Source organism: Candidatus Nanopelagicales bacterium (genome assembly GCA_018003655.1).
Classification (GTDB): Bacteria; Actinomycetota; Actinomycetes; order S36-B12; family UBA10799; genus JAGNDY01.
Window position 1 is genome coordinate 12195 of sequence record JAGNDY010000013.1, and the last position, 21955, is coordinate 34149.

Annotated in this window: 17 protein-coding genes; 7 read left to right on the forward strand and 10 right to left on the reverse strand. The window is 62.9% G+C overall.

Annotated features, from left to right (window positions below):
• Positions 1 to 6 precede the first annotated feature (6 nt).
• Entirely contained in the window at positions 7 to 1077 is a 1071-nt protein-coding gene (locus KAZ48_03770; protein MBP7971895.1) for an NDP-sugar synthase, read from the reverse strand.
• A gap of 126 nt (positions 1078 to 1203) precedes the next feature.
• Here KAZ48_03770 and KAZ48_03775 point away from each other — a divergent pair, with 126 nt between their 5' ends.
• A complete protein-coding gene (locus KAZ48_03775) occupies positions 1204 to 1932 on the forward strand; it encodes a TIGR03089 family protein (protein MBP7971896.1) in 729 nt (242 codons plus the stop codon).
• Here the strand turns inward: KAZ48_03775 and KAZ48_03780 are convergent.
• Entirely contained in the window at positions 1925 to 3175 is a 1251-nt protein-coding gene (locus tag KAZ48_03780; protein MBP7971897.1) for a SpoIID/LytB domain-containing protein, read from the reverse strand. The two genes, KAZ48_03775 and KAZ48_03780, sit on opposite strands and share 8 nt — an antisense overlap.
• Positions 3176 to 3412: 237 nt before the next feature.
• Here KAZ48_03780 and KAZ48_03785 point away from each other — a divergent pair, with 237 nt between their 5' ends.
• The 3 genes from KAZ48_03785 to KAZ48_03795 are packed head-to-tail and all read left to right on the forward strand — an operon-like array spanning position 3413 to position 6513.
• Positions 3413 to 4819, forward strand: a complete 1407-nt coding sequence (locus KAZ48_03785) for an LCP family protein (GenBank protein ID MBP7971898.1) — start codon at positions 3413 to 3415, stop codon at positions 4817 to 4819.
• Between the two features lie 12 nt (positions 4820 to 4831).
• Positions 4832 to 5653 (forward strand): CDP-alcohol phosphatidyltransferase family protein, encoded by an 822-nt coding sequence (locus KAZ48_03790; protein MBP7971899.1) that lies wholly within the window; start codon positions 4832 to 4834, stop codon positions 5651 to 5653.
• Positions 5650 to 6513 (forward strand): glycosyltransferase, encoded by an 864-nt coding sequence (locus tag KAZ48_03795; protein MBP7971900.1) that lies wholly within the window; start codon positions 5650 to 5652, stop codon positions 6511 to 6513. Before KAZ48_03790 ends, KAZ48_03795 begins: the two co-directional genes overlap by 4 nt.
• Here KAZ48_03795 and KAZ48_03800 read toward each other — a convergent pair.
• Complete coding sequence (locus KAZ48_03800) at positions 6510 to 8387, reverse strand: glycosyltransferase (GenBank protein MBP7971901.1); 1878 nt, start codon at positions 8385 to 8387, stop codon at positions 6510 to 6512. The genes KAZ48_03795 and KAZ48_03800 overlap by 4 nt on opposite strands.
• A 175-nt stretch (positions 8388 to 8562) precedes the next feature.
• Here KAZ48_03800 and KAZ48_03805 point away from each other — a divergent pair, with 175 nt between their 5' ends.
• Entirely contained in the window at positions 8563 to 10521 is a 1959-nt protein-coding gene (locus KAZ48_03805; protein ID MBP7971902.1) for a hypothetical protein, read from the forward strand.
• Here KAZ48_03805 and KAZ48_03810 read toward each other — a convergent pair.
• The 4 genes from KAZ48_03810 to KAZ48_03825 all read right to left on the reverse strand — a co-directional run bounded on the left by KAZ48_03810 (position 10513) and on the right by KAZ48_03825 (position 15728).
• A complete protein-coding gene (locus KAZ48_03810; protein ID MBP7971903.1) occupies positions 10513 to 11757 on the reverse strand; it encodes a CDP-glycerol glycerophosphotransferase family protein in 1245 nt (414 codons plus the stop codon). The genes KAZ48_03805 and KAZ48_03810 overlap by 9 nt on opposite strands.
• Positions 11758 to 11780: 23 nt before the next feature.
• Positions 11781 to 13265, reverse strand: coding sequence for a bifunctional cytidylyltransferase/SDR family oxidoreductase (locus KAZ48_03815; GenBank protein ID MBP7971904.1), 1485 nt, complete (start codon positions 13263 to 13265; stop codon positions 11781 to 11783).
• Entirely contained in the window at positions 13265 to 14473 is a 1209-nt protein-coding gene (locus tag KAZ48_03820; protein MBP7971905.1) for a hypothetical protein, read from the reverse strand. The genes KAZ48_03815 and KAZ48_03820 overlap by 1 nt, the downstream gene beginning before the upstream one ends.
• Positions 14474 to 14552: 79 nt before the next feature.
• A complete protein-coding gene (locus KAZ48_03825) occupies positions 14553 to 15728 on the reverse strand; it encodes an acyl-CoA dehydrogenase family protein (protein MBP7971906.1) in 1176 nt (391 codons plus the stop codon).
• A gap of 151 nt (positions 15729 to 15879) precedes the next feature.
• On the opposite strand from KAZ48_03825, the gene KAZ48_03830 reads away from it, so the two are divergent.
• Positions 15880 to 17220: a UDP-glucose/GDP-mannose dehydrogenase family protein gene (locus KAZ48_03830; GenBank protein ID MBP7971907.1), complete on the forward strand. Its 1341-nt coding sequence runs from the start codon at positions 15880 to 15882 to the stop codon at positions 17218 to 17220.
• A gap of 68 nt (positions 17221 to 17288) precedes the next feature.
• Here the strand turns inward: KAZ48_03830 and KAZ48_03835 are convergent, their stop codons facing one another.
• On the reverse strand, positions 17289 to 18416 hold the full coding sequence (locus KAZ48_03835) for a hypothetical protein (GenBank protein MBP7971908.1): 1128 nt from the start codon (positions 18414 to 18416) through the stop codon (positions 17289 to 17291).
• 333 nt (positions 18417 to 18749) lie between these two features.
• On the opposite strand from KAZ48_03835, the gene KAZ48_03840 reads away from it, so the two are divergent.
• Positions 18750 to 19931, forward strand: a complete 1182-nt coding sequence (locus KAZ48_03840) for a hypothetical protein (protein MBP7971909.1) — start codon at positions 18750 to 18752, stop codon at positions 19929 to 19931.
• Positions 19932 to 19965: 34 nt separating this feature from the next.
• On the opposite strand, the gene rfbA is transcribed toward KAZ48_03840, so the two are convergent.
• A complete protein-coding gene (gene rfbA, locus KAZ48_03845; protein MBP7971910.1) occupies positions 19966 to 20835 on the reverse strand; it encodes a glucose-1-phosphate thymidylyltransferase RfbA in 870 nt (289 codons plus the stop codon).
• Between the two features lie 71 nt (positions 20836 to 20906).
• Complete coding sequence (gene rfbD, locus KAZ48_03850; protein MBP7971911.1) at positions 20907 to 21782, reverse strand: dTDP-4-dehydrorhamnose reductase; 876 nt, start codon at positions 21780 to 21782, stop codon at positions 20907 to 20909.
• Between the last annotated feature and the right edge of the window lie 173 nt (positions 21783 to 21955).

A 21955-nucleotide genomic window follows, 5' to 3' on the forward strand; every position in this document is an offset into this window, starting at 1 on the left:
TGGCCGCTACGTGCGGTCGGAAGAGAACCGAACCGATGTACCTGCCAGGTCAATACCGGGGAACACCCGAGCACCGTCGAGCAACTCGTTGCCGGGACCGATCCTGGCTCCGTCTCCCACGACTACTCCACGCAAGATGACGTTGGGCCCGACGACTGCACCGCGACCGACGACGCACCCATCAACGATCGCCGCGGCGCCAATGACCGCTTCGTCGAATACGACGCTGCCGTGAACCACGGCTCCCGAGCGGATCCTGGCTCCGCGACCAACAATGGTCCCACCATCGACAGTGGCATCGGCGGAGACCGACGCGGTGTCCAACAGCAGCGACTCCCCCGTTGGGCCAGGCAAAGCCGGTGACGGTGCGAGTCCGGTGACCAGATCGCAGGAACCCTTGCGGAAGTCCAGTGGTGTCCCCAAATCGAGCCAATAGCCGTCATCGACGACGCCGATGACCTTGGCACCGGAAGCCAGCAGTTCGGGGAAGATCTCGCGCTCGACCGAGACGGGACGACCAGTAGGTATTTGGTCGATCAGCGACCTCTTGAAGACATAGCAGCCAGCGTTGATCTGGTCGGTCACGATCTGCTCGTCGGTTTCTGGCTTCTCCAGAAACTCCACCACGCGTCCTTCCGAATCGGTCGGGACCAAGCCAAATGCCCGCGGATCCTCGACTCGGGTGAGGTACAGCGCAACGTCAGCGTCGGCGTCGCGCCAGGCCTGCACGAGGCCAGCAATGTCCAAGCCGGTCAATACGTCGCCGTTGAAGATGATGACTGGGTCGTCCGGGCCTGACTCCAGCGCTTCGACCACGTTGCGGATGGCTCCGCCGGTTCCGAGCGGTTCATCTTCCACGACGTAGCGCAGTTCGACACCGAATTCGGAGCCATCGCCGAAGTAGGCGGAGAACACCTCGGCCCGGAAGGACGTTCCGAGCACGATACGACCGACCCCCGCCTCACGCGCGCGGGCGATCTGGTGCTCCGTTACCGGAACTCCGGCCACCGGCAACATCGGCTTGGGAATGGAATTGGTCAAGGGTCGAAGGCGCGTTCCCTTGCCACCTACGAGCATCACGGCTTCAAGCACAGGGCAACCCTGCCACGCCGACCCGTCCTCGTGCACGGGCACGCCCCATCTGCCGCAACCGGCCCTCCGCAAAACCCCGAGCGAGGCGGTCAGCGTGACAGTCTGGGGAGCATGAGAGACCCCGCAGCGCCCTTCCTCACTTACTACGACGACGCCACGTCCGAGCGGGTGGAACTGTCCGGCACGACCTTTGGCAATTGGGTAGCCAAAACCTCGAACATGCTCGTCGACGAGTTCGACGTTGAGCCAGGTTCGGTTGTCAACGTGCGGTTACCGCTGCATTGGATTGTGCCGGTATGGATCGCCGCCTGCTGGCAGGTCGGCGCAACCGTCGCGATCGGCGCCCAAGTGGACGCTCCCGACATCGCGGTCGTCGGCCCACATCTGATCACCGTGGACACCGGCGCCGAGGCGACCATCGCCTGTTCGCTGCTGCCGATGGCGCAGGGATTCCGCGAACCGTTGCCTTCCCAGCTGAATGATTACTTCACCGAGGTCCGCAACCACGGTGATTTCTTCAACTCCGCAAGCCCCGTTGCGCCGGATCACGAGACCCTCATTGCCGGTACAGAATCGTGGAACTCGGCCGGACTTGAGCTGGCCGCGTACAGTGCCGCCACTAAATGGCAGCTTCCTGCCGGCGCCAGGATTCTGGTGAGCGCAGCGGGTACCGCGGCTACCACCGGTGCCGAACTCTCAGGGCTCGACGCGGTGCTGGCCACCTTGAGCGTGCCCACACTGATCGCGGGATCGGTCGTCATGGTCGTCAATGCCGACCCAGAACGCACTGCGGCCGTCGCGACCCAGGAGAAAGTGACCAATACCGTCGAAGTCACTTGATCGACCACACCCAAGTCGAGCGCAATCCCAATCGGCTGGCCAACGCCTGACCACTGATGGACTTATTGGCTCCGGCGGCCGAGTACGCCCGGACGGTCTTGGCGGCGGTACTGGCGTATCGCGCGGTCACCACTACCCGTGCCACATCCGGCAGACCGAAGGCTCCCGCCAGTGCGGCTCGCGACCTGGTCGTTTTCCACGCGGCACTGCCCGAATCGTTGTACTTGGGGTTCACACTCCAGTGATCATCGACGCTGCGCGCCCACGGATGGAACCCACCCCACACGTCCTCGCTGTTGGAAGTGCGGCCACCGGACGAGGAGAAGTAGAAGGCCGTGATTGGGTTCCCCCGATACATCAACGTCAGACCAGTCGTCGGCGAACTTGCGGTGGCAGTCACGGCGGCTCGCCAACGTTTGCCCATCGGGGAGATCACCCGCGACCAACCGGCGAAGGTCTGGTCGTAGAACGGTCCCGAACCGTCGTCGGATTGGCAACGGCAGGAGGATCGAATGGACTTCCTCGTGAGCGCATAGGAACGCGCCGCGATTGCCTGTGCCTGCAGGGCGGCAGCCGGCCAGCTGGCTGGGACCTCGGATATTCCAGAGAGATACTCGTCATGGATACGAAGGGAGTTGACGACCTCTAGCGATCCGTTGACGGTTGCGACGTCGATTGCCCCGTACCGCAGCAACTTGCCAGCGACGCCGCCGCCATTCTTCCCGATCCGGACTGCGGTCGGCGCCGATCCGGCGGCACCAGGTGTGCGGGTTCCGGCCCAGCGCAATGTAACCAGCTTCGCCTTGCCGATTCGCACCCGCGAACCGGAGCCTGAGATCAGCGTGGCGACCACTCGGGAACCGCGCGCACGGGTTTTGAAGTCGGTCCCAATCGGAATGGCGACGGGCCTACGGGTGTTGAGTTGAACTTCGGCGCGACCCCCGCCCTTTCCCAGCGCAACCGCGTCGAACCGCGCGGTCGTCAGCCGGTGGCCTACGTTGACGCGGATGGCACGGAGGTCGGCGTGCGGGATCGCTCGGGCACCGGTGAAGTAATGCTCGACAATCTGAACCGCGCGGTAGCCTTCCCGAGCCATGCCGTAGGCGCCATATTGACTGAGTCCGACGCCATGGCCGAATCCCGCACCCCGAATCGTGAAGCCAGGCGATCCGGTGGCCTGAACCGGCGCCGCGAGCGTCAACAGGCCTGCGGCCGCGGCCGCCACAATTCCCGTGCGCATCATCCACGTACCCACTGGACACCTCCGAGAGACGAATAAACGGGTCAACGGCAGCGCTCGGCGCGAGTGTGACACCGCGTAGGGCCGTTTCGCGTGTCTCCAGGCCTCATGATCACTGACCGCTACCGGGAACCTGGGCGAGATTTGGTGCGTCGCAACTCTGTACAGCTGCGGCCGCGAGGCAGTATTCGGGCGTACAGTGTGCTGGCTGTCTTGTGACTCCTAAATTGAGGACTTTCTGTGACCGCAACGCGGCGCCATCGGTGGCCCCGAATCTTGGCTGGCACTTTGTCATGCCTGGTTCTGGTGGCAACGGCGATGGCCGGCGTCGGTTTCTACTACGCGAAGCAACTGACGGGTAACATCACCGCTGACAACGCGTTGAACTGGACGCCCAACGCCCAACCCGCACCGACGCCGGGCGAGCCCATCAACATCCTGCTCATGGGATCCGATACGCGGGAGGGCAAGAACGGCAAGGGCTACGGCCACGTTGCCGACATTGCCGGTGCCCGCAGCGACACCACGATCCTGTTGCACATCTCCGGTGACCGAACGAGGGCGTTGGCGGTCAGCATCCCGCGCGACTCGCAAGTACAACTTCCGGTCTGTAAGACGACCAATGGCACCACCGGTGGTGGTTACACCAGCCGATTCAATGAGGCGTTTGAGATCGGCGGCCCGAGTTGCACCGTCAAGGCCGTTCAGCAATTGACCGGCGTCCCGATCAATCACTACCTGGTCGTTGATTTCACTGGTTTCAAGAACGTCGTGAGTGCCCTCGGCGGCGTGGAGGTGTGCCTCAAGGAGGCGGTCAACGACCCCAAGAGCAGGCTGAACCTACCGGCTGGAAAGTCCGTCGTGCACGGCGAGCAGGCCTTGGCGTTCGTGCGTGCTCGGTACGCGCTCGGCGACGGCAGCGACATCGGACGAATCGAGCGACAACAGGAGTTCCTCTCGTCCGCGATTCGCAAGGCGACATCTGCCGGAGTTCTGGTGAACCCACCCAAGCTCTACAAGGTTCTGCAAGCCGGAACGAAGTCCCTGACCGCAGATCCGGGCCTGGCAAACTTCGACGCTTTGAAGGACCTCGCGGTGAATGGCTCCGGCGTCAAGCCCAGCGATATCACCTTCGCAACCGTGCCGTGGACCGCCAACGCCGACGGCGGCACCGTGTCATGGGTGCCCTCCCAGGCTGACGAACTCTGGAAAGCGATCCGCGATGACCAGGCCTGGCCGCCGCCGCCCACCAACGGGCTTGACGGCCAGCCGTTGACCGCCGCTGCCGACACCATCACCCTGACTGTCAAAGATGCGACGGGTACCTCCGGGGGTGGCTTCCGGGCCGCCGACCAGTTGCAGCGGGAGGGCTACACGGTCGCCGCGACGACGTCTGGCAAGAAGTCCGATACGAGCTTCGTCCGCTATGACCCGGCAGACAAGAAACAAACAGCGGCAGCCCGAACGCTGGCCTACTCCACCGGCGTATCGCTCACACCGGTCGACGGCTGGTCCAAGAACGTCACGCTCACGGTCGGCGCCGACTACCAGTTCTCCGTCAAGCCGGTCGTCGCTGCCAAGGAGAAGTCGGGAACTGCTGCGGCTGCGAAAGCTCGCACCGCGTCGGACTCAATCTGTTCCGGCTAACCTAAACGAACTATGACTAACCCCGCAGGCTCGAAGGCCTCGGACCGTCCAGAGCGGCCCACAATCGCGCAACTGCGTGAGGTATGTCAGCCGTCGACAATCACCGGCCGAAGTAACTCCGAGCATTGGGTCGGCGACCTGTATCACCGGCCGATTTCGCCGTATCTCACGCGTATCTTCTTGCGTGCGGGGTTCAGCGCGAATGGTGTGACAGCCGTCATGATCCTTATCGGCTGGGCGGCGGCGGCTAGCTTGCTCATTCCGGGACTAACGGGCGGTCTACTAGCCGCAATCCTGGGTCAGCTGCAGATGTTGATCGATTGCACCGACGGCGAGGTCGCCCGCTGGCGACGCTCCCAAAGCCCCACCGGAGTCTTTCTCGACAAAATCGCGCACTACTCGACCGAGGCCTTCATCGCCATAGCGTTAGGCGTGCGAGCTGCTGGTGGTTTCGACACCAACAGTGGCTGGATCCTGCTCGGCGCGCTACTGGCCGTGGTACTGCTACTAAACAAATCCCTCAACGATTTCGTTCACGTTGCCCGCGCATATTCCGGGTTACCCAAACTGTCGGAGTCTGCGTCGACCTCGGCGCCGCGCGCTGGGATTGTTGCAACGTTGCGTCGGTTGGCTGCGTACGTCCCGTTCTACAAGCTCTTCCACTCGATCGAGCTGACGCTGCTGGCCGCCGCCGCCGCAATCATCGACGCCTTCCTTGGGGACTTGACCGCAACCCGCATCCTGTTGGCGGCACTGCTGCCGCTAGCGACGCTGAGCACCATCGGGCACTTTGTCGCGATCGTGACTAGTTCGCGTTTGCGGACACAAACATGATTGATGTTGGGATTGTCGTTCTGACAATGGGCAGCCGGCCCGACGAACTGCGCAGAGGGCTCGATTCGTTGCTCGCACAGACGGATGTCAGCGTCGACATCGTCTGCGTGGGCAACGGCTGGGAGCCAGCCGACCTGCCCGCGAAGGTGCGCCCGCTGCACCTGCCCGAGAACCTCGGTGCCTGCTCTGGTCGCAACGCCGGAGCAGCTGCCACCACGGGCGAGGTCCTCTTCTTCTTCGACGACGACGCCTGGCTGACCGATCCCACGTTCCTAAGTAAGGCGGTCGCGGCATTCCGCGCGTTTCCTGATCTGGGGATCCTGCAGCCGCGCGTCCACGATCCACTGTCCGACGCGGATCCGAACCGGTGGATCCCACGAATCCGCAAAGGCGATCGGTTCGATTCGAGTTCCGCGTTCTCGGTGTGGGAGGGCGCCTTGCTGGTCCGCCGAACGGTGTTTGACCAGATCGGCGGATTCCCCGACGAGTTGTTCTACTACCACGAGGGCATTGAACTCGCTTGGCGGTGCTGGGACGTTGGCTACCGCGTATGGTACGGAGCCAACCTAGAGGCTCACCACCCCGCCGCCGCCCCTACCCGCCACGAGATGTACTACCGAATGAACGCCCGCAATCGGGTGTGGATTGCCCGTAGGTCGCTGCCCCTGCCGCTCATTCCCGCCTACGTTGGAGTCTGGTCCGCGGCCGACCTTCTGCGGTTACGCGCCGACCGCGCCGCCCGCACTGCTTGGTTCGCGGGGTGGGCCGAAGGGTGGCGAGCGGACCCGGGCCAGCGACGACCACTGCGCTGGTCGACAGTCGCGCGGATGGCGCTTCGCGGACGACCGCCGGTCATTTAGATCAGGCCACCAGCTGCGGAGTCGGCGGCCGCTGCGGGGTGGGAGTCTGCAGTTGCGTCGGATTCCACCATGACCTGGGAACGATCGTCTTGCGGTCGGTTGGTCAACCGCAGCGCCTCGGCATCCAGGACCGCGTAGTTCGCGACGCGATTGACAGGTCCGCGCGAGGATGCAAAGTCGGCCAGGCGCAACCCGTCGGATCCGAGGCTGACAGTGCGAAGCACTGATCCCCGATTCGCGGCACAATCAGCGGCTGTTCGTCCGAGCCAATCATCGGAGGACGGCACGACAATCGTGCGGTAGGCGATCCCCTGCAGGAAGAAGCCCGGCAAGGAGATGGACTGCACCGGTCGGTCTGCTCCAACCAAGTAGGAGGATGCCCCGCCGTCGCCATCCCGGTCGCCAAGCCACGAATCGGCGCAGACGAACATGGGCAACAGCTGGGCTGGCACCTCGCGCATGTTTTCCAATGCGAGGCGTGCCTCTTTCGCCGACGTCAGAAGCACGGCCCAGGTGGGTTGCTTGGCCGGAGCTACGACGTGACACTGCCTGTCGGGCATCAGGATGGCGACGCATTCTTTCGCCCGAGCAAGGGCAGCCGCCTCAACATCAGCGTCATCGCCGCCCGCTGCCCGCCGGTACTCGCGGCGAATCCCGTATCTGATTTGGGTGATGGCGTACTCGTGCGGCAACGGCTTGCGGGCAGGCTCAATGTCCATCAACCGCTGCCTGGTATCCAACGGATCCTGGCCGACGCCGATCATCATTCCGGCGATCCGTAGGTAGCGCAGTTGCGCAATGCCAGCACGCAGGACCGGTCCGAGCGGCCCGTCGAGGTCAGGCCCGCAAGACGCCCGCGGCCCATCAAGAATGCCGTCCCATTCGTCACTGAGGACGCTCATGAATCGACGCCCATGACCTTCGACGCCCTTGCCGACGATCGAGTCGGGTAGCTGGACATAGAGGCAATCGAGGTAGCCGCAATAGACGAACTCGTGCCCGGAGCGCAGCGAGCGCATCCAGTGGTCAAAGTCCATGTTGTTGCGCATTTGTTCGTCGAATCCGGCCAGATCGCGAGCGGCCGCAAAACTCATCAACACCTGATGCGGGATGAACGGCTGATCACCTCCAGCCGTCGAGATATTGACGTTGTCCGGAGACCGAGGCATGCGCTCGGCCTTCTTCTCACGCCAGCCTTCAGAGGTGCTGACCTGCAGTTGTCGACCAAAGGCTCCGGTCGCCTGTGGCTTGCGCCGCAGCGCGATCAGGCGCCGACGAATCGCATCTGCCAACAGCACGTCATCAGCATCGAGGTAGACCAAGTACTGCCCCGACGCGGCCGCCAGACCAGCGTTGCGTGCGACGGAGGCGCCGGAATTGAGCGCGAGCTTCAGCAGCGTGAAGCGATCGTCATCGCCAATCGCCGCCAGCGCCGCTGCGACCGTCTGATCAGTTGAGCAGTCGTCAACGATCACACAGGTCAGGTTGGGGTAGCTCTGCCGCTGCACGCTCTCGATTGCCGTGGCAATGGTGTCCTGCGCGTTGTATGCGGGAATGATCACGCATACTCCAGCTGGACCGACAAACTCATCGAGTTCGGCATCAACGGCCACCGTGCGTGCCTTGGCGGCTGCTCGATTCTGTTCGGTGACCCGAGCGATTGCAGCGCGATGCTGACTCACCATCCGGCGATCGGCGATCGCGAACCCGAGGATCACAACAGGAATAACGATGAGCAGCCACCATGACGGAAGCGCCATGGCCACCCCGAGAACTACCCCCATCAGAATCAGTACCAGCAATCCCACCCTCTGGAAGGTCCGCCGACTGGCCGCGAACTTGGCGCGCAGGTCGGAGGCGTTGTAGTCGCTCATCACCAAGCCGTCCTGAGGGTTACGTGATCGGTTCGGGCATCCGCTGGCTCTTTACCGCCCGTCTGGGGAAATGACGGTCTCGTCTCCAGTCTGAGAGCGCTGATCCAGGGTCGCCAGAGTAGCACCGGCACGAGGGTGGGGAGGGGCAGTCGTGGCCGGGTTGGGTTCTTTGAAGATGCCGCTGCTGATCATTTTGGGCCTGGTTGGCGGTGGCTATACTCGTGGCCAGATGAACCTCACGAAGATCGGCAACCGACTGCCGCGCCCTGTGCTGCTCGCCGTGCTCCTGCTTGCTCTCGCGGCACCAATGGCGTTCGTCGGCTGGCGGTTGGTGACCTTTATCCTTCTCACTGCTTCCGCGATTGCGAGCGCGCAGAGATCACCAGGTCAGGACCGGATCGACCAAATCCTTGAACTCGGTGGCCTCGGCTCCCCGGCCCTGACCGCTTTGCGGATGATCGTGCTCCTAGCGCTCGGCAGCGCCGTGTGGACTAACTCAGCGGTCGTCATTCCGTTCGTCTGTGCAGCGATATTGGTGACCCTGCTGATGGTTCCAGCACGCGTCGTCACCGATCGTCTTGAGGCGCGACTGGGGCGTACCGTTTTTACCCGAAACCTTGACGGCGTCGCCGTCGAACCACCAGCCGGTGTTGCTACTTACCTAGCCTCGGGAATCGGACTCGCCATCGCCGAACTCGTTCTGTTCTTGGCCGGTGCGCTGCTGACCGGCCAACTGTTGGTCGCCTGGTTGGTAGCAATTGTCGCCGTTGGACTACTCGCGTTCAGCGTGCTTGCGACCGCGGTCGTGACCAAGCGGATCGGTGATCCCTACCGCGGTGCGGTGCTCGCGGCCACGCGCCGGACCCTGGCCAACCTTTCGCCCAAGGTCGCGTTGTACGTCGGGTCCGGGGATGCCAGCAACCTCTACCAAACGAGCATGTGGCTGTCGGCCCTCGAGCGGGTGCAGGAGCCAACAATCATCCTGATGCGCTCGCACAAGCAGTTCGCTGTGCTCGGGCCAACCTCTACCCCGGTGGTGTGCGTCCCCGTGGCTGCGGACTTCCTGTCGCTGGAACTGACAACTCTTCGAGCGGGGTTGTTCGTCGCCAACACCGGCGACGTGATCCACCTCGTCCGAGAGCCGAGTCTGATGTCGGCTTTCATAGGCCATGGCGACAGCGACAAGAACTCCTCGGCAAATCCGTTCGCCAAGGTCTACGACGAGATCTGGCTCGCCGGCGAAGCTGGCGCAGACAGGTATCGACGCGCAAACGTCGGTGTTCGTGACGACCAGTTCGTTTTCGTCGGACGCCCCCAGCTCGACGCCATTGACTCGGCCACCGGCCAGCTGGAACCCGGTGAGCCACCGACAGTTCTCTACGCGCCCACGTGGGAAGGATGGAATCTGGAACAGCAGTACAGCTCCTTGCTGGGACAGGCCGTCAATTTTGTCCAGGCGGCCCTCGACTCACCGATGCCGCTTCGCCTGATCTACAAGCCGCACCCGTTCACCGGACGCCGGCTTGCCAACGCCCGGACGGCCCACCAACGAATCGTGTCCATGTTGGCCAAGGCGAACGCAGCGAACAAACTGCCCGCGGCCCCCAGCCAGGTCTTACCCGCCAGTCAACGCCGCGAGCTGGACGGCTTGAGCGCAATCGCAGGCGACGAGTTGCTCGCTCGATTCAGCCGGGACTTCTGGCGGCGCACCGACCCACGGACCCACGTCGTGGTCGAGCACGGCGACGTGGGGCTTTACGACTGCTTCAATGCCGCTTCCTTCATGGCTGCCGACGTATCCAGCGTGCTGTCCGACTTCATGGCGTCTGATAAGCCATTCGCTGTCTTCAACACGAGTTCGTTGCCCGATGACGTGTTCGTCGATCAGTTTCCGTCAGCCTCGGCAGGCACTGTCATCTCCGCTGACGGGAGCCACATCTCCGAGGTGATCGACGTCGTCACGGGAGCCGCACCGGACCGCCAGCGACGGATCCGCGCTGCCCAACATGAACTGCTACTCGGCCCACCACAGCCACCGGCGACGGAGAGATTCGCGAGCGCCGTCAGCGCGCTAGTCGATCGGGCCGAGGAGCGCCAGCGACCGCGCGCAACCGACGACGGCGACTCAGTCTGACGTTATGCCGTCTCGTCGAGCAACGGCGTGATCTCGTTGGGCTATGACTTGGCTGATCGCTTCGCGCCAGCGCTGCATCGCACTCGGCCCATCAAGGGCACCGAAGTAGTACGTGGCCAAGGAGTCGATCAACGCTAGCGACTCGGCGCTTTGTGCGTCCGCTAACGCGTCGGTGACGTGTGCTGCATTGGCTTGGGACAACAGCGTCAGCCTACCGGCGATTCCCCTCGGGTCGGCGTTGACATGGACGCCTACGGGTTGGGTGACCACCAGCGGCTTGCGCGTTGCCAACCAGTCGTACGCAACCGCGGAAATGTCCGCGACGCAGACGTCGGCAACACCAAGTTGCCAGCCGAAGTCGCTGCTCCGATCGTAGACGTGACCTGCGCTCGGGTTCTGCTGGTTCGCCCGCTGAATCATCGATTCGACCGTCTGTTGCGCCGCTGAAAACTTCGGGTCCTTCGAGCCGGTCAGTGGGTGTGGTCGGAATACCAACTGGTAGCGCTGGTCGGCGAGCAGCGCGGCAACCACGGCAACCCCGTGGGAACCAAGCGACCCATAGTTGTTGGCCGGTCGGTCGCCCTCCCAACTCGGCGCGTAGAGCACCACCGTCCGATCCGTTCGTCGAACAGTCCGATGCACGGTCGGCGCGGCGGAAGATCCTGCCGCCGCAGCGTCCAGCGCAGCGACCTGTGGGCGACCCACCTCGATGACCCTGGTTGTGACGTCGTAGTTGATCAGCCGATTCCGGATTCGATCGACCGCCGCCTGCCCGGAGACAAAGCAGTAGTCATAGGCCTTTAACTGGTTCGATGCCGAAATTCCGATCTTGTCCGATTCGCCGTGTCCGATGTAAACGTGCGCGACGTCCGGATGCCACAGCATGGCGAAGTTGCGCAGGTTGTGGTTCACGTAGAAGACGACGCGTAGCGGTTGTGTCGACATCAGTGGGTCGATGTCGTGGTGGTTTGGGGCGTAGACCACCGGTACCGGGCAGTCAGTTTGCAGCGCCAGTGCGGTCTTGGCGCGACGAACAACGACGACAACACGGTGTTCCTGATCCAAGGAACGCAGCGACTCAAACCATTGACGCAACTGGTAGAGGTGCGCCGGAGGATCGGCAAAATACACCGCGATCTGGAAAGTACCCGGTTCCAATCCGGCGACCGACCAGCCACCCGCTTGCTTTACCTGCCCGGCGGCGCGACGCTCCTGCAACCGCTGCCGCAGAGCCACCAGGTCTCGCTTGAGGCGCACCGCTAGCGGGTGCCTTCGTTGCTGGCGTCAACCGCATCCCGGCTCAATTCCGCTGGCGTCAGCGGATCGATGCGGCGTACGTCAATGGTGTGACCAGTCTGGTCGGCCAGCAGGACGTCAAGGGACGCAGCGGCGACAACCTCGCTTCCGAGCAGGCTGCCTGGGGGTTCTGCGCCGAACGCGTTCGTGCGCATCGGCGTGCCCGTTCGCTCCGGGTTGATGCAGTTCACGCGCACGCGGGCCTCGGTCCATTCGTCCGCGAGCGCCTGGGTCAGGTTGACCACGGCGGCCTTGGCCGACGAGTACAAGCTGTACCCGGATCGACCTCGGGTGTAGGAACTTGAGGTGAACAACAGCAATGACCCGCCGGTCTTCGCCAGGTGAGGGTAGAACTGCTGAGCGATGAAGACCGGCGCTAGGTAGTTGACCTCCGTTGAGTGGTAGATCGTCTCCTCGCTGGTATCCGAGAGTTCTCCCCGTGGCAGCACGCCAGCGGTGTTGACGACGTAGTCGACGCGACCGGTCTTCGCCAACACGGTGTCGCATGCGAGCTGAAGATCTTCCCGGCGTTCGACGTGCGTTTGCGTCGATGAACGAGAGAACGAGAAGACGTTGGCGCCGTAACCTCTCGCAAGTTCGGCGATGTCGGAACCAATCCCATATGAGCCACCGAAAACGACCAACGTCTTGCCGGCCATCGCGTCGCGATACTCCTGCGGCGTTCGAGGTGTCGGCCGATCGTGGCTGGACAGTTGAAACAACTTGTCGGCCATGAACACATCGATGGGCTCGGTGACCTTCATGTTCTGCTCGTCCCCGCGGACCACCGCGATCGGAACCTCTGGCAGGTAACGCAACACCACCGTGCAGTCGTCAGTCGCAACAAAGTCTGGGTCGACGGCCGCCTGTTCATACGCTCGGCGAATGACCGAGAGCCGGAACGCCTGCGGTGTCTGGCCCCGACGCAAGAGGTGTCGCGGAAGCACGTCAGTGATCGTCTCCAACTCCCCCGCTGATGCATCGCCGGGAGACACCGGATCGACTTGAATGATCGTGTCTGCCGACGGGATCGCGGTGTCGACGGCCTCGTAGGTCTTGAGAGCGACAACAAGATCGCTGATGATGCGCTCGGAAAGAAGCGGCCGCACGGCATCGTGGAAGAGCACGTTGCACTCGGTATCACCAAGAGCCGCAATCGCTCGCTCGGTCGTGCCGTTGCGGGTCTGCGCACCTTCCAGAATGGTCGTCGCTTTGGGGTATGCACCGGAACCCACGATCTGGCGAATCTCGTCCAGGTACCCCGGAGCCATCATGATGATGATCTCGTCGATCAAGTCCGAATCCTCAAGCAAGGCGATCGTGTGCTCGACAATCGACCTACCGGCGACTTTGATCAACTGCTTGGGGATGTTCAGCCCTACTCGCGCGCCCACGCCACCAGCGAGGACCACTGCCACGTTTCTGAGTCGGGGCTCATCTGATGGCATCAGCGTGGGCCTTTCCTTGCGCGGGCCTTTGCCATGCCGCGCTTGGCCAACTGTCGCCAGGTCCTAGGCGCTTTCGGCAGAGGCCGTGCGGCAGCCAGGTTCGCGTGGCCCTCCGCATCCTCCCAATCGACGATCCCCTCCGGCAACGACAGGCGAGAGAAGAGATTGGCCATCATCAACGGCGAAACCCCCGACCCTTCGCTTGGAATCTGCGCCATCACCTCTGCCAGGCGGGCGTTCGAAACGGCATCTTCGCCTGCTTCGGCAGTCTGCGGTGGCTGTTGATCCATCCACTCGGTCCACTCCGAACCACCACCGAGCTCAGTCACCAGCGTGGCATTCCGAGGTGAGAAGTAGGCCTTCATCGCTTTGAGCAGTTCAGCTGACAGCCCGAAACTCGGACCTGCGGTGATCTCAGCGACCCGGCGCGCAATCGCGGCACGTTGCGGGCGCAGGGGTCGCTCGCCACGCTTACGGACGGGGAACCGGGCGTTGAGACTCTTCATGACAGCGATCCCCTCGCGACTGAGCTGGGGATTTGCGGATGCGCGGCCCGGCATCTCGTAATCGTCGCGCGCCGGTATGCCGGTCGTCTCGAAGAAGTCGGCCAATACCGCGTCGGGCGCGCTCTTGTAGGCCTCCAGGTAGGGGCGCGAGATTAAGTTGCCAGGCCCAAGCTGCTCGTTCCAGATCCGGTACAGGTTCAAATGGTCGAAATCCTGCATTCGGCCCTGCACGTAGCGCCAGTTGAGGTCCCTGATCCCGCCTTCCCTGATGGATTGGGAATACGTGCTGGGAACCATGAACTCCTGTCGACGGAAATACACCACGGCACGAATGTCGGTGAAGTGCTTGCGCAGGAAGGCGAGCATCGAGGCGACTTCCCCGGCGGTGAGCAGTCGCGAGGACAGGAACTCGCTGGAAAAAATCCAGCGCTGATCCGGCTGCACGGCTGCTGTCAGTTCCCGGTCGAGTTTGGCGATGAGTTCCTGCGAGCCTTCCTCAGTATCGAAGCCAAGGAGCCGGTGGACCTCTGATGTCTTGTCATCGGCAAACGGCAGCGCCAGGTCGTGATGATTGCGCCGACGCAGGAATTCGGGATACGTCCAGCCTGCTTGCGCCAACGCCACCTGATTCTGTCGCAGGAATTCCTGCAGAAAGGTCGTGCCGGTCTTCTTGGTGCCGATATGCAGCACGGCTTCAGCCACGAAGAGCCTCCTTTTGCGTGCGGTGCTCACATACCAACGAATACGGTTCGATCGATCTCCAGCCGAGCAGGAGCCAACGCTATCGCTTGCCGGCGTCCTTCAGCAGAGCCCGCGCAACGACTACCCGCTGGATTTGGTTTGTGCCCTCGTAAATCTGGGTGATCTTGGCGTCGCGCATGAAGCGTTCGGCCGGGTAGTCCTTGACGTATCCGTAGCCGCCGAGTACCTGCACAGCATCGGTCGTCACCTTCATCGCAACATCGGAGGCAAAGCATTTGGCGGCTGCTCCCAAGTAGGTTGCCGACGCTTCGCCGCGCTCGCTAACCGCTGCGGCGCGGTAGACCAACTGCCGCGCAGCCTCAATCTGGATGGCCATGTCAGCAAGCATGAACTGGATACCCTGGAAGTCCACGATCGGCTTGCCGAACTGACTACGGGTCTGCGCGTAGTCCACGGCGATGTCCAGCGCGCCCTGCGCCAGCCCGACGGCTTGCGCACCGATACCGACGCGTGTCACGTCGAGCGCTTTCATCGCGGTTGTCCAGCCGGTTCCGGGATCTCCGATCATCCGGTCGGCAGGTAGTCGCACGTTGTCGAAGTACAGCTCGCGGGTGGGCGACCCCTTGATACCCAGTTTGCGTTCCGGTGCGCCCAGGGTGAAGCCCTCGTCGTCATCGTGGACGACAAACGCAGAGATGCCACGCGAGCCCTTGTCCGGATCGGTGCTGGCCAACACGGTGTAGTACTTGGAGATCCCGGCATTGGTGATCCAGCGTTTCACGCCATTGAGTACCCAGGCCTCGCCATCCCATACCGCCCGCGCACGCATGCTGGCAGCATCGCTGCCTGCCTCGGGCTCACTGAGCGCGTAGGAGAACATTGCCTCGCCGCTGGCTACCAGCGGGAGGTAGCGAGCCTTGATTGCCTCATCTCCACCCACGATCAGCGGGGTGGTGCCGAGCTTGTTCACGGCAGGGATCAATGAACTCGACCCACACACGCGGGCAACTTCCTCAACGACGATGCACGCCGCAATCGCGTCGCCGCCAGAGCCGCCGTACTCCTCCGGGATGCTGATCGCGTGGAAACCCGCGCTCGCCAACGCGTGGTAGACATCCCACGGGAATTCCCCGGAGTCATCGATCTCAGCAGCGCGGGGAGCGATCTTGTCCAGCGCGAGCTGGCGAACAGCAGCCTGCAGTTGTTGGTGCTCCGCTGACAACTGGTAGGCATCGAAATTCGAATTCGCGGTCATCCGCTACATCCTCTGCGCATCGTCGAGTGCGACCCGCGCCAGTCGCGGGCAAGATCCTGCGGCCAAGTATACGAAGACCGATCGCGACACCAATTGGCGTTGCCCTCTGCGCACTGCGTCGCATGACCAGCGGGCAAGTAGCCTGTTGGTCATGTCAGAAACCACCTCCGAGCAGTTGCCTGCTCTCACCGTGATCGGCACCGGGTATCTCGGCGCCGTCCACGCGGCATGCATGGCCAACTTCGGCTACGACGTCCTAGGCGTCGATGTCGACGAAGACAAGATCGCTGCCCTGACAGCCGGCGACGCGCCCTTCTACGAACCTGGTCTCGACGAGGCACTCAGTCAGGCAATGGCATCGGGACGGTTACGGTTCACGACTGACTTCGCCGAGGCGGCGGAGTTCGGCGACGTTCACTTCCTCTGCGTCGGCACCCCACAGCAGGCCGGTTCGAATGCTGCTGACGTGTCTCACGTCAACGCCGCAGCGGAATCGTTGGCGGTTCACATGCGTCGACCCGCGTTGGTCGTCGGCAAGTCGACCGTTCCAGTCGGTACCGCAGCGCGGCTCAAGACGCTGTTTCACAAGCTTGCGCCAGCCGGAGATCAGATTGATGTCGCCTGGAATCCTGAGTTTCTGCGAGAGGGCTTCGCGGTCGCCGACACCAACCATCCAGATCGCCTCGTCGTCGGCGTGGACAACGACGCGTCGAATGATTTGCTTCGGCTGGTCTACCGCAATCAGATCAATAACGGTGTCCCCTATTTGCGCACCGACCTGGCGACTGCGGAACTGGTCAAGGTCGCGGCCAACTCGTTCCTCGCCACCAAGATCTCCTTCATCAATGCAATGGCGGAGGTGTGTGACAAGGCCGGGGCAGACGTCACCCAACTCGCCAACGCAATCGGCTACGACGAACGGATCGGTTCCAAGTTCCTGCGGGCGGGACTGGGGTTCGGCGGTGGCTGCCTTCCCAAAGACATCCGCGCATTCATGGCTCGAGCGGGTGAGTTGGGTGTCGACGACGCCCTGCTATTCCTGCGCGAGATTGATGACATCAACCTGCGGCAACGACGACGCACGATCGAGATCGCGACGAAGTTCGTCGGCGGCGATGCGTCCGGCGTCGCGATCGCGGCCCTGGGCGCGGCGTTCAAGCCCGACAGTGACGATGTCCGCGATTCCCCCGCCCTCGACGTCGCGGCCAAGTTGCACCTGCAGGGCGCCGACGTGCGGATCTACGACCCCAAGGCGATGGACAACGCCGCAAAAGTGTTTCCCACATTGACCTACGCTTCCTCCGCTGAAGACGCCTGCCGCGGGGCCGACCTTGTGCTGTTGCTGACGGAGTGGAGTGAGTTCGCCCACCTCGATCCGGTTGCCCTGCGCGACACGGTGGCAACACCGCGAATCCTGGACGGCCGAAATGCCCTCGATGCTGACAAGTGGCGTGCGGCGGGTTGGACGTACCACGGACTTGGCCGGCCGTAGCGCCAGCCAACCCAGCAGCGCCCCCCTAGAACTGCGATTCGACTGGTTCGGGAGAGGCAGGAGCGCGCCTAACTACCCTCTGCTCGATCGAGGGACGCGTAGCCCGCAGGGTCAGACCAGTCAGTGATGACACTCATCCGTGCGGTCAACCGTGCGAGCAACACCGGTGGAAACAACTCCTCCACAGCCGACGCTGCGAAAAGGAGCTGAGCCAACCGCTCGTTTGGGACGGTTGGTCGTGGCTGTTCGGTCGTCGGCTTGGCATCTTGTGCAAGCCACTCGCTCCACGTGTCACTCATACCCATCACATTGATAAGTGCGCGATTTGACGGATCAAAGTGATGATCGATTTGTTGGGCGAGATCGCGTGGCAATGCGATGGACGGGCCCTCGTTGACCGCAGCGATTCCCCTCGCGATCCTGGGCGACAACGCACGGCGCATCGGCTTACCGTCGCTGCCTCGTCGGGGTAAGACGGCGTTGACCACTCGCAACGCCGCCACCCCCTCGGCGGCGAGCTGCGGGTTGACCGCCGCTGGGCCTGGTAAGACGAACGCCGGGTCCGTCGCGATACCCGCGGCGTCCAAGAAGTCAGCAAGAAGGGCCTCTGGCTGCGCCTTGTATCCCTCCAGAAAGGGCCTGGCTGCCACGCTTTGGGCACCTGCCGCGTCACACCACATTGTGAACAAACCGAGGTGGTCGAAGTCGGCGATCCGCCGATCGACGTACTGCCAATCCAGCGTCGCCCGACTGCCCTCTTTGATCGATTGCGAGTACGTGCTTGGCACCATGAAGTCCTGCCTGCGGAAGTAGACAAGAACCCGCACGTCGTCAAAGTGCTCGTGAAGCAATGCGAGAAGCGCCCCCACATCAGCTGGGGTCGAAACTCGCGAGCCAATGAACTCACTGCTCAGCACCCATCGGTCATCCGGCTGAACCGAACGGCCGAGGAACCCACCCAACTCACTAATCAACTGTTCCGTTGCCGCCGGCGAGTCTTGTCCATGCAGCTTGTGCCACGGCGAGTTCTTGTTGGTCGCAAACGCGAGTGCCAGATCATGGTGACCGCGTCTACCCACCAGAGTCGGGCACCGCCAACCCTGATCCGCGAGGGCATCCTGGTTGCGGCTCAGGAAGCTCTGCAGGAAAGTAGTTCCAGTCTTCTTCGTACCGATGTGCAGGACAACCGATGACATCGATAGCTCCAAGAATTCCGACGTGAGCGTGCTGGGATGCCTTAGATCGTGCCAGGGTCGCTCACCCCTGCACTCGTCGGACTGGCGCCAGCCGTAGACACACCGATACCGTCGCGGCATGGCGGTGGGCACAGACTCGACGGCAGGTCGAGGCCGTCCGGCGACGCGGACCCACGACAGGACCGGGCGTTGACTAGCGGTATCGATGTAGCTGGACCAGCGACTGGTGCCAGTCGGCCACGCCGTCGCGAGCCGCCGACCAACCGCAGTAGATGGCTGATCCTTGCGGTTGCCACCGCCGTCGGCGTTTTGAGTGTCGCCAGGATCGCCATAGTGGCTGATCCGAGCTCGCAGATTTGGTTCGAGGACGGGCTGTTCTTGTCCTGCGCGACGGGTGACGACCCCGCCGGCTGCGTTTTCTCGTCGTACGCACGTTACGTCTCGGTCATCCCCCGCGTGCTTGTCGCAGTCGTCGCGATCTTCCCGCCTGCCGTCGCCGGGACGGTGATTGTGACGCTCGCGATCCTCGTCACTGCAGTAGCGGCAGGATTCGTGACTGCAAGTGCACGACGGCTTGGGTTGCCCATCTGGGCTAGTGCCGCCGTCGGGCTGGCAATTGCACTGTTGCCCGACGCAGGCGCCGAGACGATCGGCGTGCTGGTGAACCTGCAATGGGTGCTCGGCTACGCGGCGATGTGGGTTCTGCTCCCGTACTCCCAGGCGACCACCCGACTCAGAGCGGGTTCGGAAGCGGGATTAACTGCCCTCGCGGCGCTGACCGCACCCGGAACCATTGCATTGATACCGATCGTGGCAGTTCGTTGGGCCACTGGTCGGAAACGTGGACAGGACCGAGCCAACTACCTGGCCGCGCCCATCGCGTTGACCGTCGGCGTACTCATTCAGGTAATCGTGTACCTAGCCTCACCCAACTCGCCGCAGGTGGGACCACCGGAAACAACACCATTGAGCCAACGGCTGACCTATTTCGATGGGTTCTTGCGGTCGGTGACGTTTGGGACTGCCAACGTTGCCCGAAGTGATATTTGGTTTCTCGCCAGCGGCATCGCCTTCGTCTTGTGCTTCTGGTTGCTGTGGCGCAACAGAGCGCGACCCGAACTGCGCACCGCCGGTCTGTTGATTGGCCTGTGCGCGCTCACGTCCTTCGGACTGACAGCTGCGCTGCGAGATCCCGCCCCGTTTAGGTTCTGGGTCAACCTCGGGCTGGTGTTCTTCTCGCTGCTTGTCGTTACTGTCGCCGCGACGGTGACCTACACACCAGTCACCAAGGTCGCGCTAGGTGCTGCTGGTGCGGGGCTCCTTTTGCTTTGGGTAGCGGCGTTTCCGATCGGAAACGTCAGGGTTGCTACGTCCTATTCGTGGCCCGCGCAAGTCAGTGAGGCGGCGATGCGGTGCCGCAACGAGCCGGGCTTGACCGGCGTCTCGATTCGGGTTGGGCCGGACTTCTTTGTTCCGGCCGGACTTAGGTACCCATGCAGGTATCTGACTCGGTGAGCCTTTCGGCTGGCGATCCGACGGCGTTACCGCGTCACGGTGATGACTCGACCAACCCGAGTAGGTAGTTGCCGTACCCGCTCTTGCGCAGGGGCTCAGCGATTGTTGCTAGGTGTTCGGTGTCGATCCAGCCTTCCCGCCAGGCAATCTCCTCAATGCAACCGATCTTGAGACCCTGCCGTTGCTCCACGACTTGCACGAACTCACCGGCGGCCATCAACGAGTCCACGGTGCCGGTGTCGAGCCAAGCAGTACCTCGGTCCAACACCGACACACGCAGTTCGCCGCGGGATAGGTAGTAGTCGTTGATCGCCGTGATCTCCAGCTCACCGCGAGCGCTTGGAGTGATCCCCTTGGCCACCTCTAGCACCGAGTTGTCATAGAAATAGAGCCCTGGCACGGCGAAGTTGCTTCGCGGCTTGACTGGCTTCTCCTCGATGGACAGGACGCGACCTTCGCCGTCGAACTCCACGACTCCGTAGTCGGACGGCTCGCTGACGTGGTAAGCGAAAATCTGGCCACCTTCCACGTGCCTATTGCGTTTGAGCGCAGCGCCAAGGCCCGTACCGAAGAAGATATTGTCGCCAAGTACGAGGCAGACTGACTCGTCGCCCACAAAATCCTCGCCGATGATGAATGCCTGCGCCAAACCCTCCGGTCGCGGCTGGACCGCATAGCTGATAGCTATGCCGATTCGCGAACCGTCGCCGAGTAGTCGTTCGAAGGACGCGCGATCTTCTGGCGTGGTGATCACCAGCACCTCGCGGATTCCGGCCATCATCAGCAGCGACAACGGATAGTAGATCATCGGCTTGTCGTAGATGGGTAGCAGTTGTTTGCTCACACCTTGGGTAGTTGGATGCAGCCGCGTGCCGGAGCCGCCCGCCAGAATGATTCCTCGCATGGGACAGAGGCTACCTGCTGCATACGGAGCGCCTAGTCGCCCTAGATCGTGAACGACGGCTAAATCACGGCCTATTTACGCTGGTAAGCAACCAATCCATCAGCCCACGCAGCCGCGAGCGCGTCATCCCAGGATCGCATCGGTGCCAAGCCCGCCCGCCGCCAACCGTCATGGCTTAGCACGGAGTTGGCGGGTCTGGGAGCTGGCCGCGGGAAGGCCTCGGTGGTAGTCGGCTGAACCCGCTGGGGCTGGGCTCCGACAAGCTCAAAGACCCGTTGAGCGAACCCGAACCAGGACGTGCGACCGGAGTTGGTGGCGTGGTAAATCCCGAACGGCGCCTCGGTGTCGACCGTCTCGACGATTCGTTGTGCCAGATCCCGTGCCCAAGTGGGCTGCCCGAATTGGTCGTCGACCACCGCGACCGACTCCCGCTCACCCTCCAGCCGCGCCATGGTGGCGGCGAAGTTCGGTCCGGCCGCGCCGTAGAGCCACGCCGTACGCAGGATGTAGCTTGCCTGCGGGAGTTCGGCTCGAACCGCCCACTCCCCGGCGAGTTTGGTGCGGCCATACGCCGACCTGGGCGAAGGGGCAGCACCTTCGGTGTACGGCTGGTCGGCTGCACCATCGAAGACGTAGTCCGTCGAGATTTGGATCAGCTTTGCACCGCTCTTTGCACACTGGCGGGCCAGATTCGCCGGACCGACAGCGTTGACCAGGAAAGCGATGCCCTCGTTGGTCTCCGCGTCATCAACGGCGGTATAAGCCGCGCAGTTGACGACCACATCAGCGTCGGCAAGCGAGTGTTCGACGGAGGCCGGGTCGGTGATGTCGATGTCAGGAAGGTCCAGACCTCGAACGTTGCGGTGTTCCAACTGCGACATCACTTCGGTGCCGAGCATGCCGTTGGCACCAACAACCACCCACCGGCGCGCCTCGCTCGCGTTCATCGGGCAGTAGCCGCAGCAGCCTTGAGTGGTTCCCACCAAGCCCGGTTCTGTCGGTACCAGTCGACCGTGGTCGCGAGCCCCTCGGCGAAGGGCACCTGCGGCTCGTACCCCAACTCGTTGGCGATCTTGGAGATATCGACCGAGTACCGACGGTCGTGCCCCTTGCGATCCTC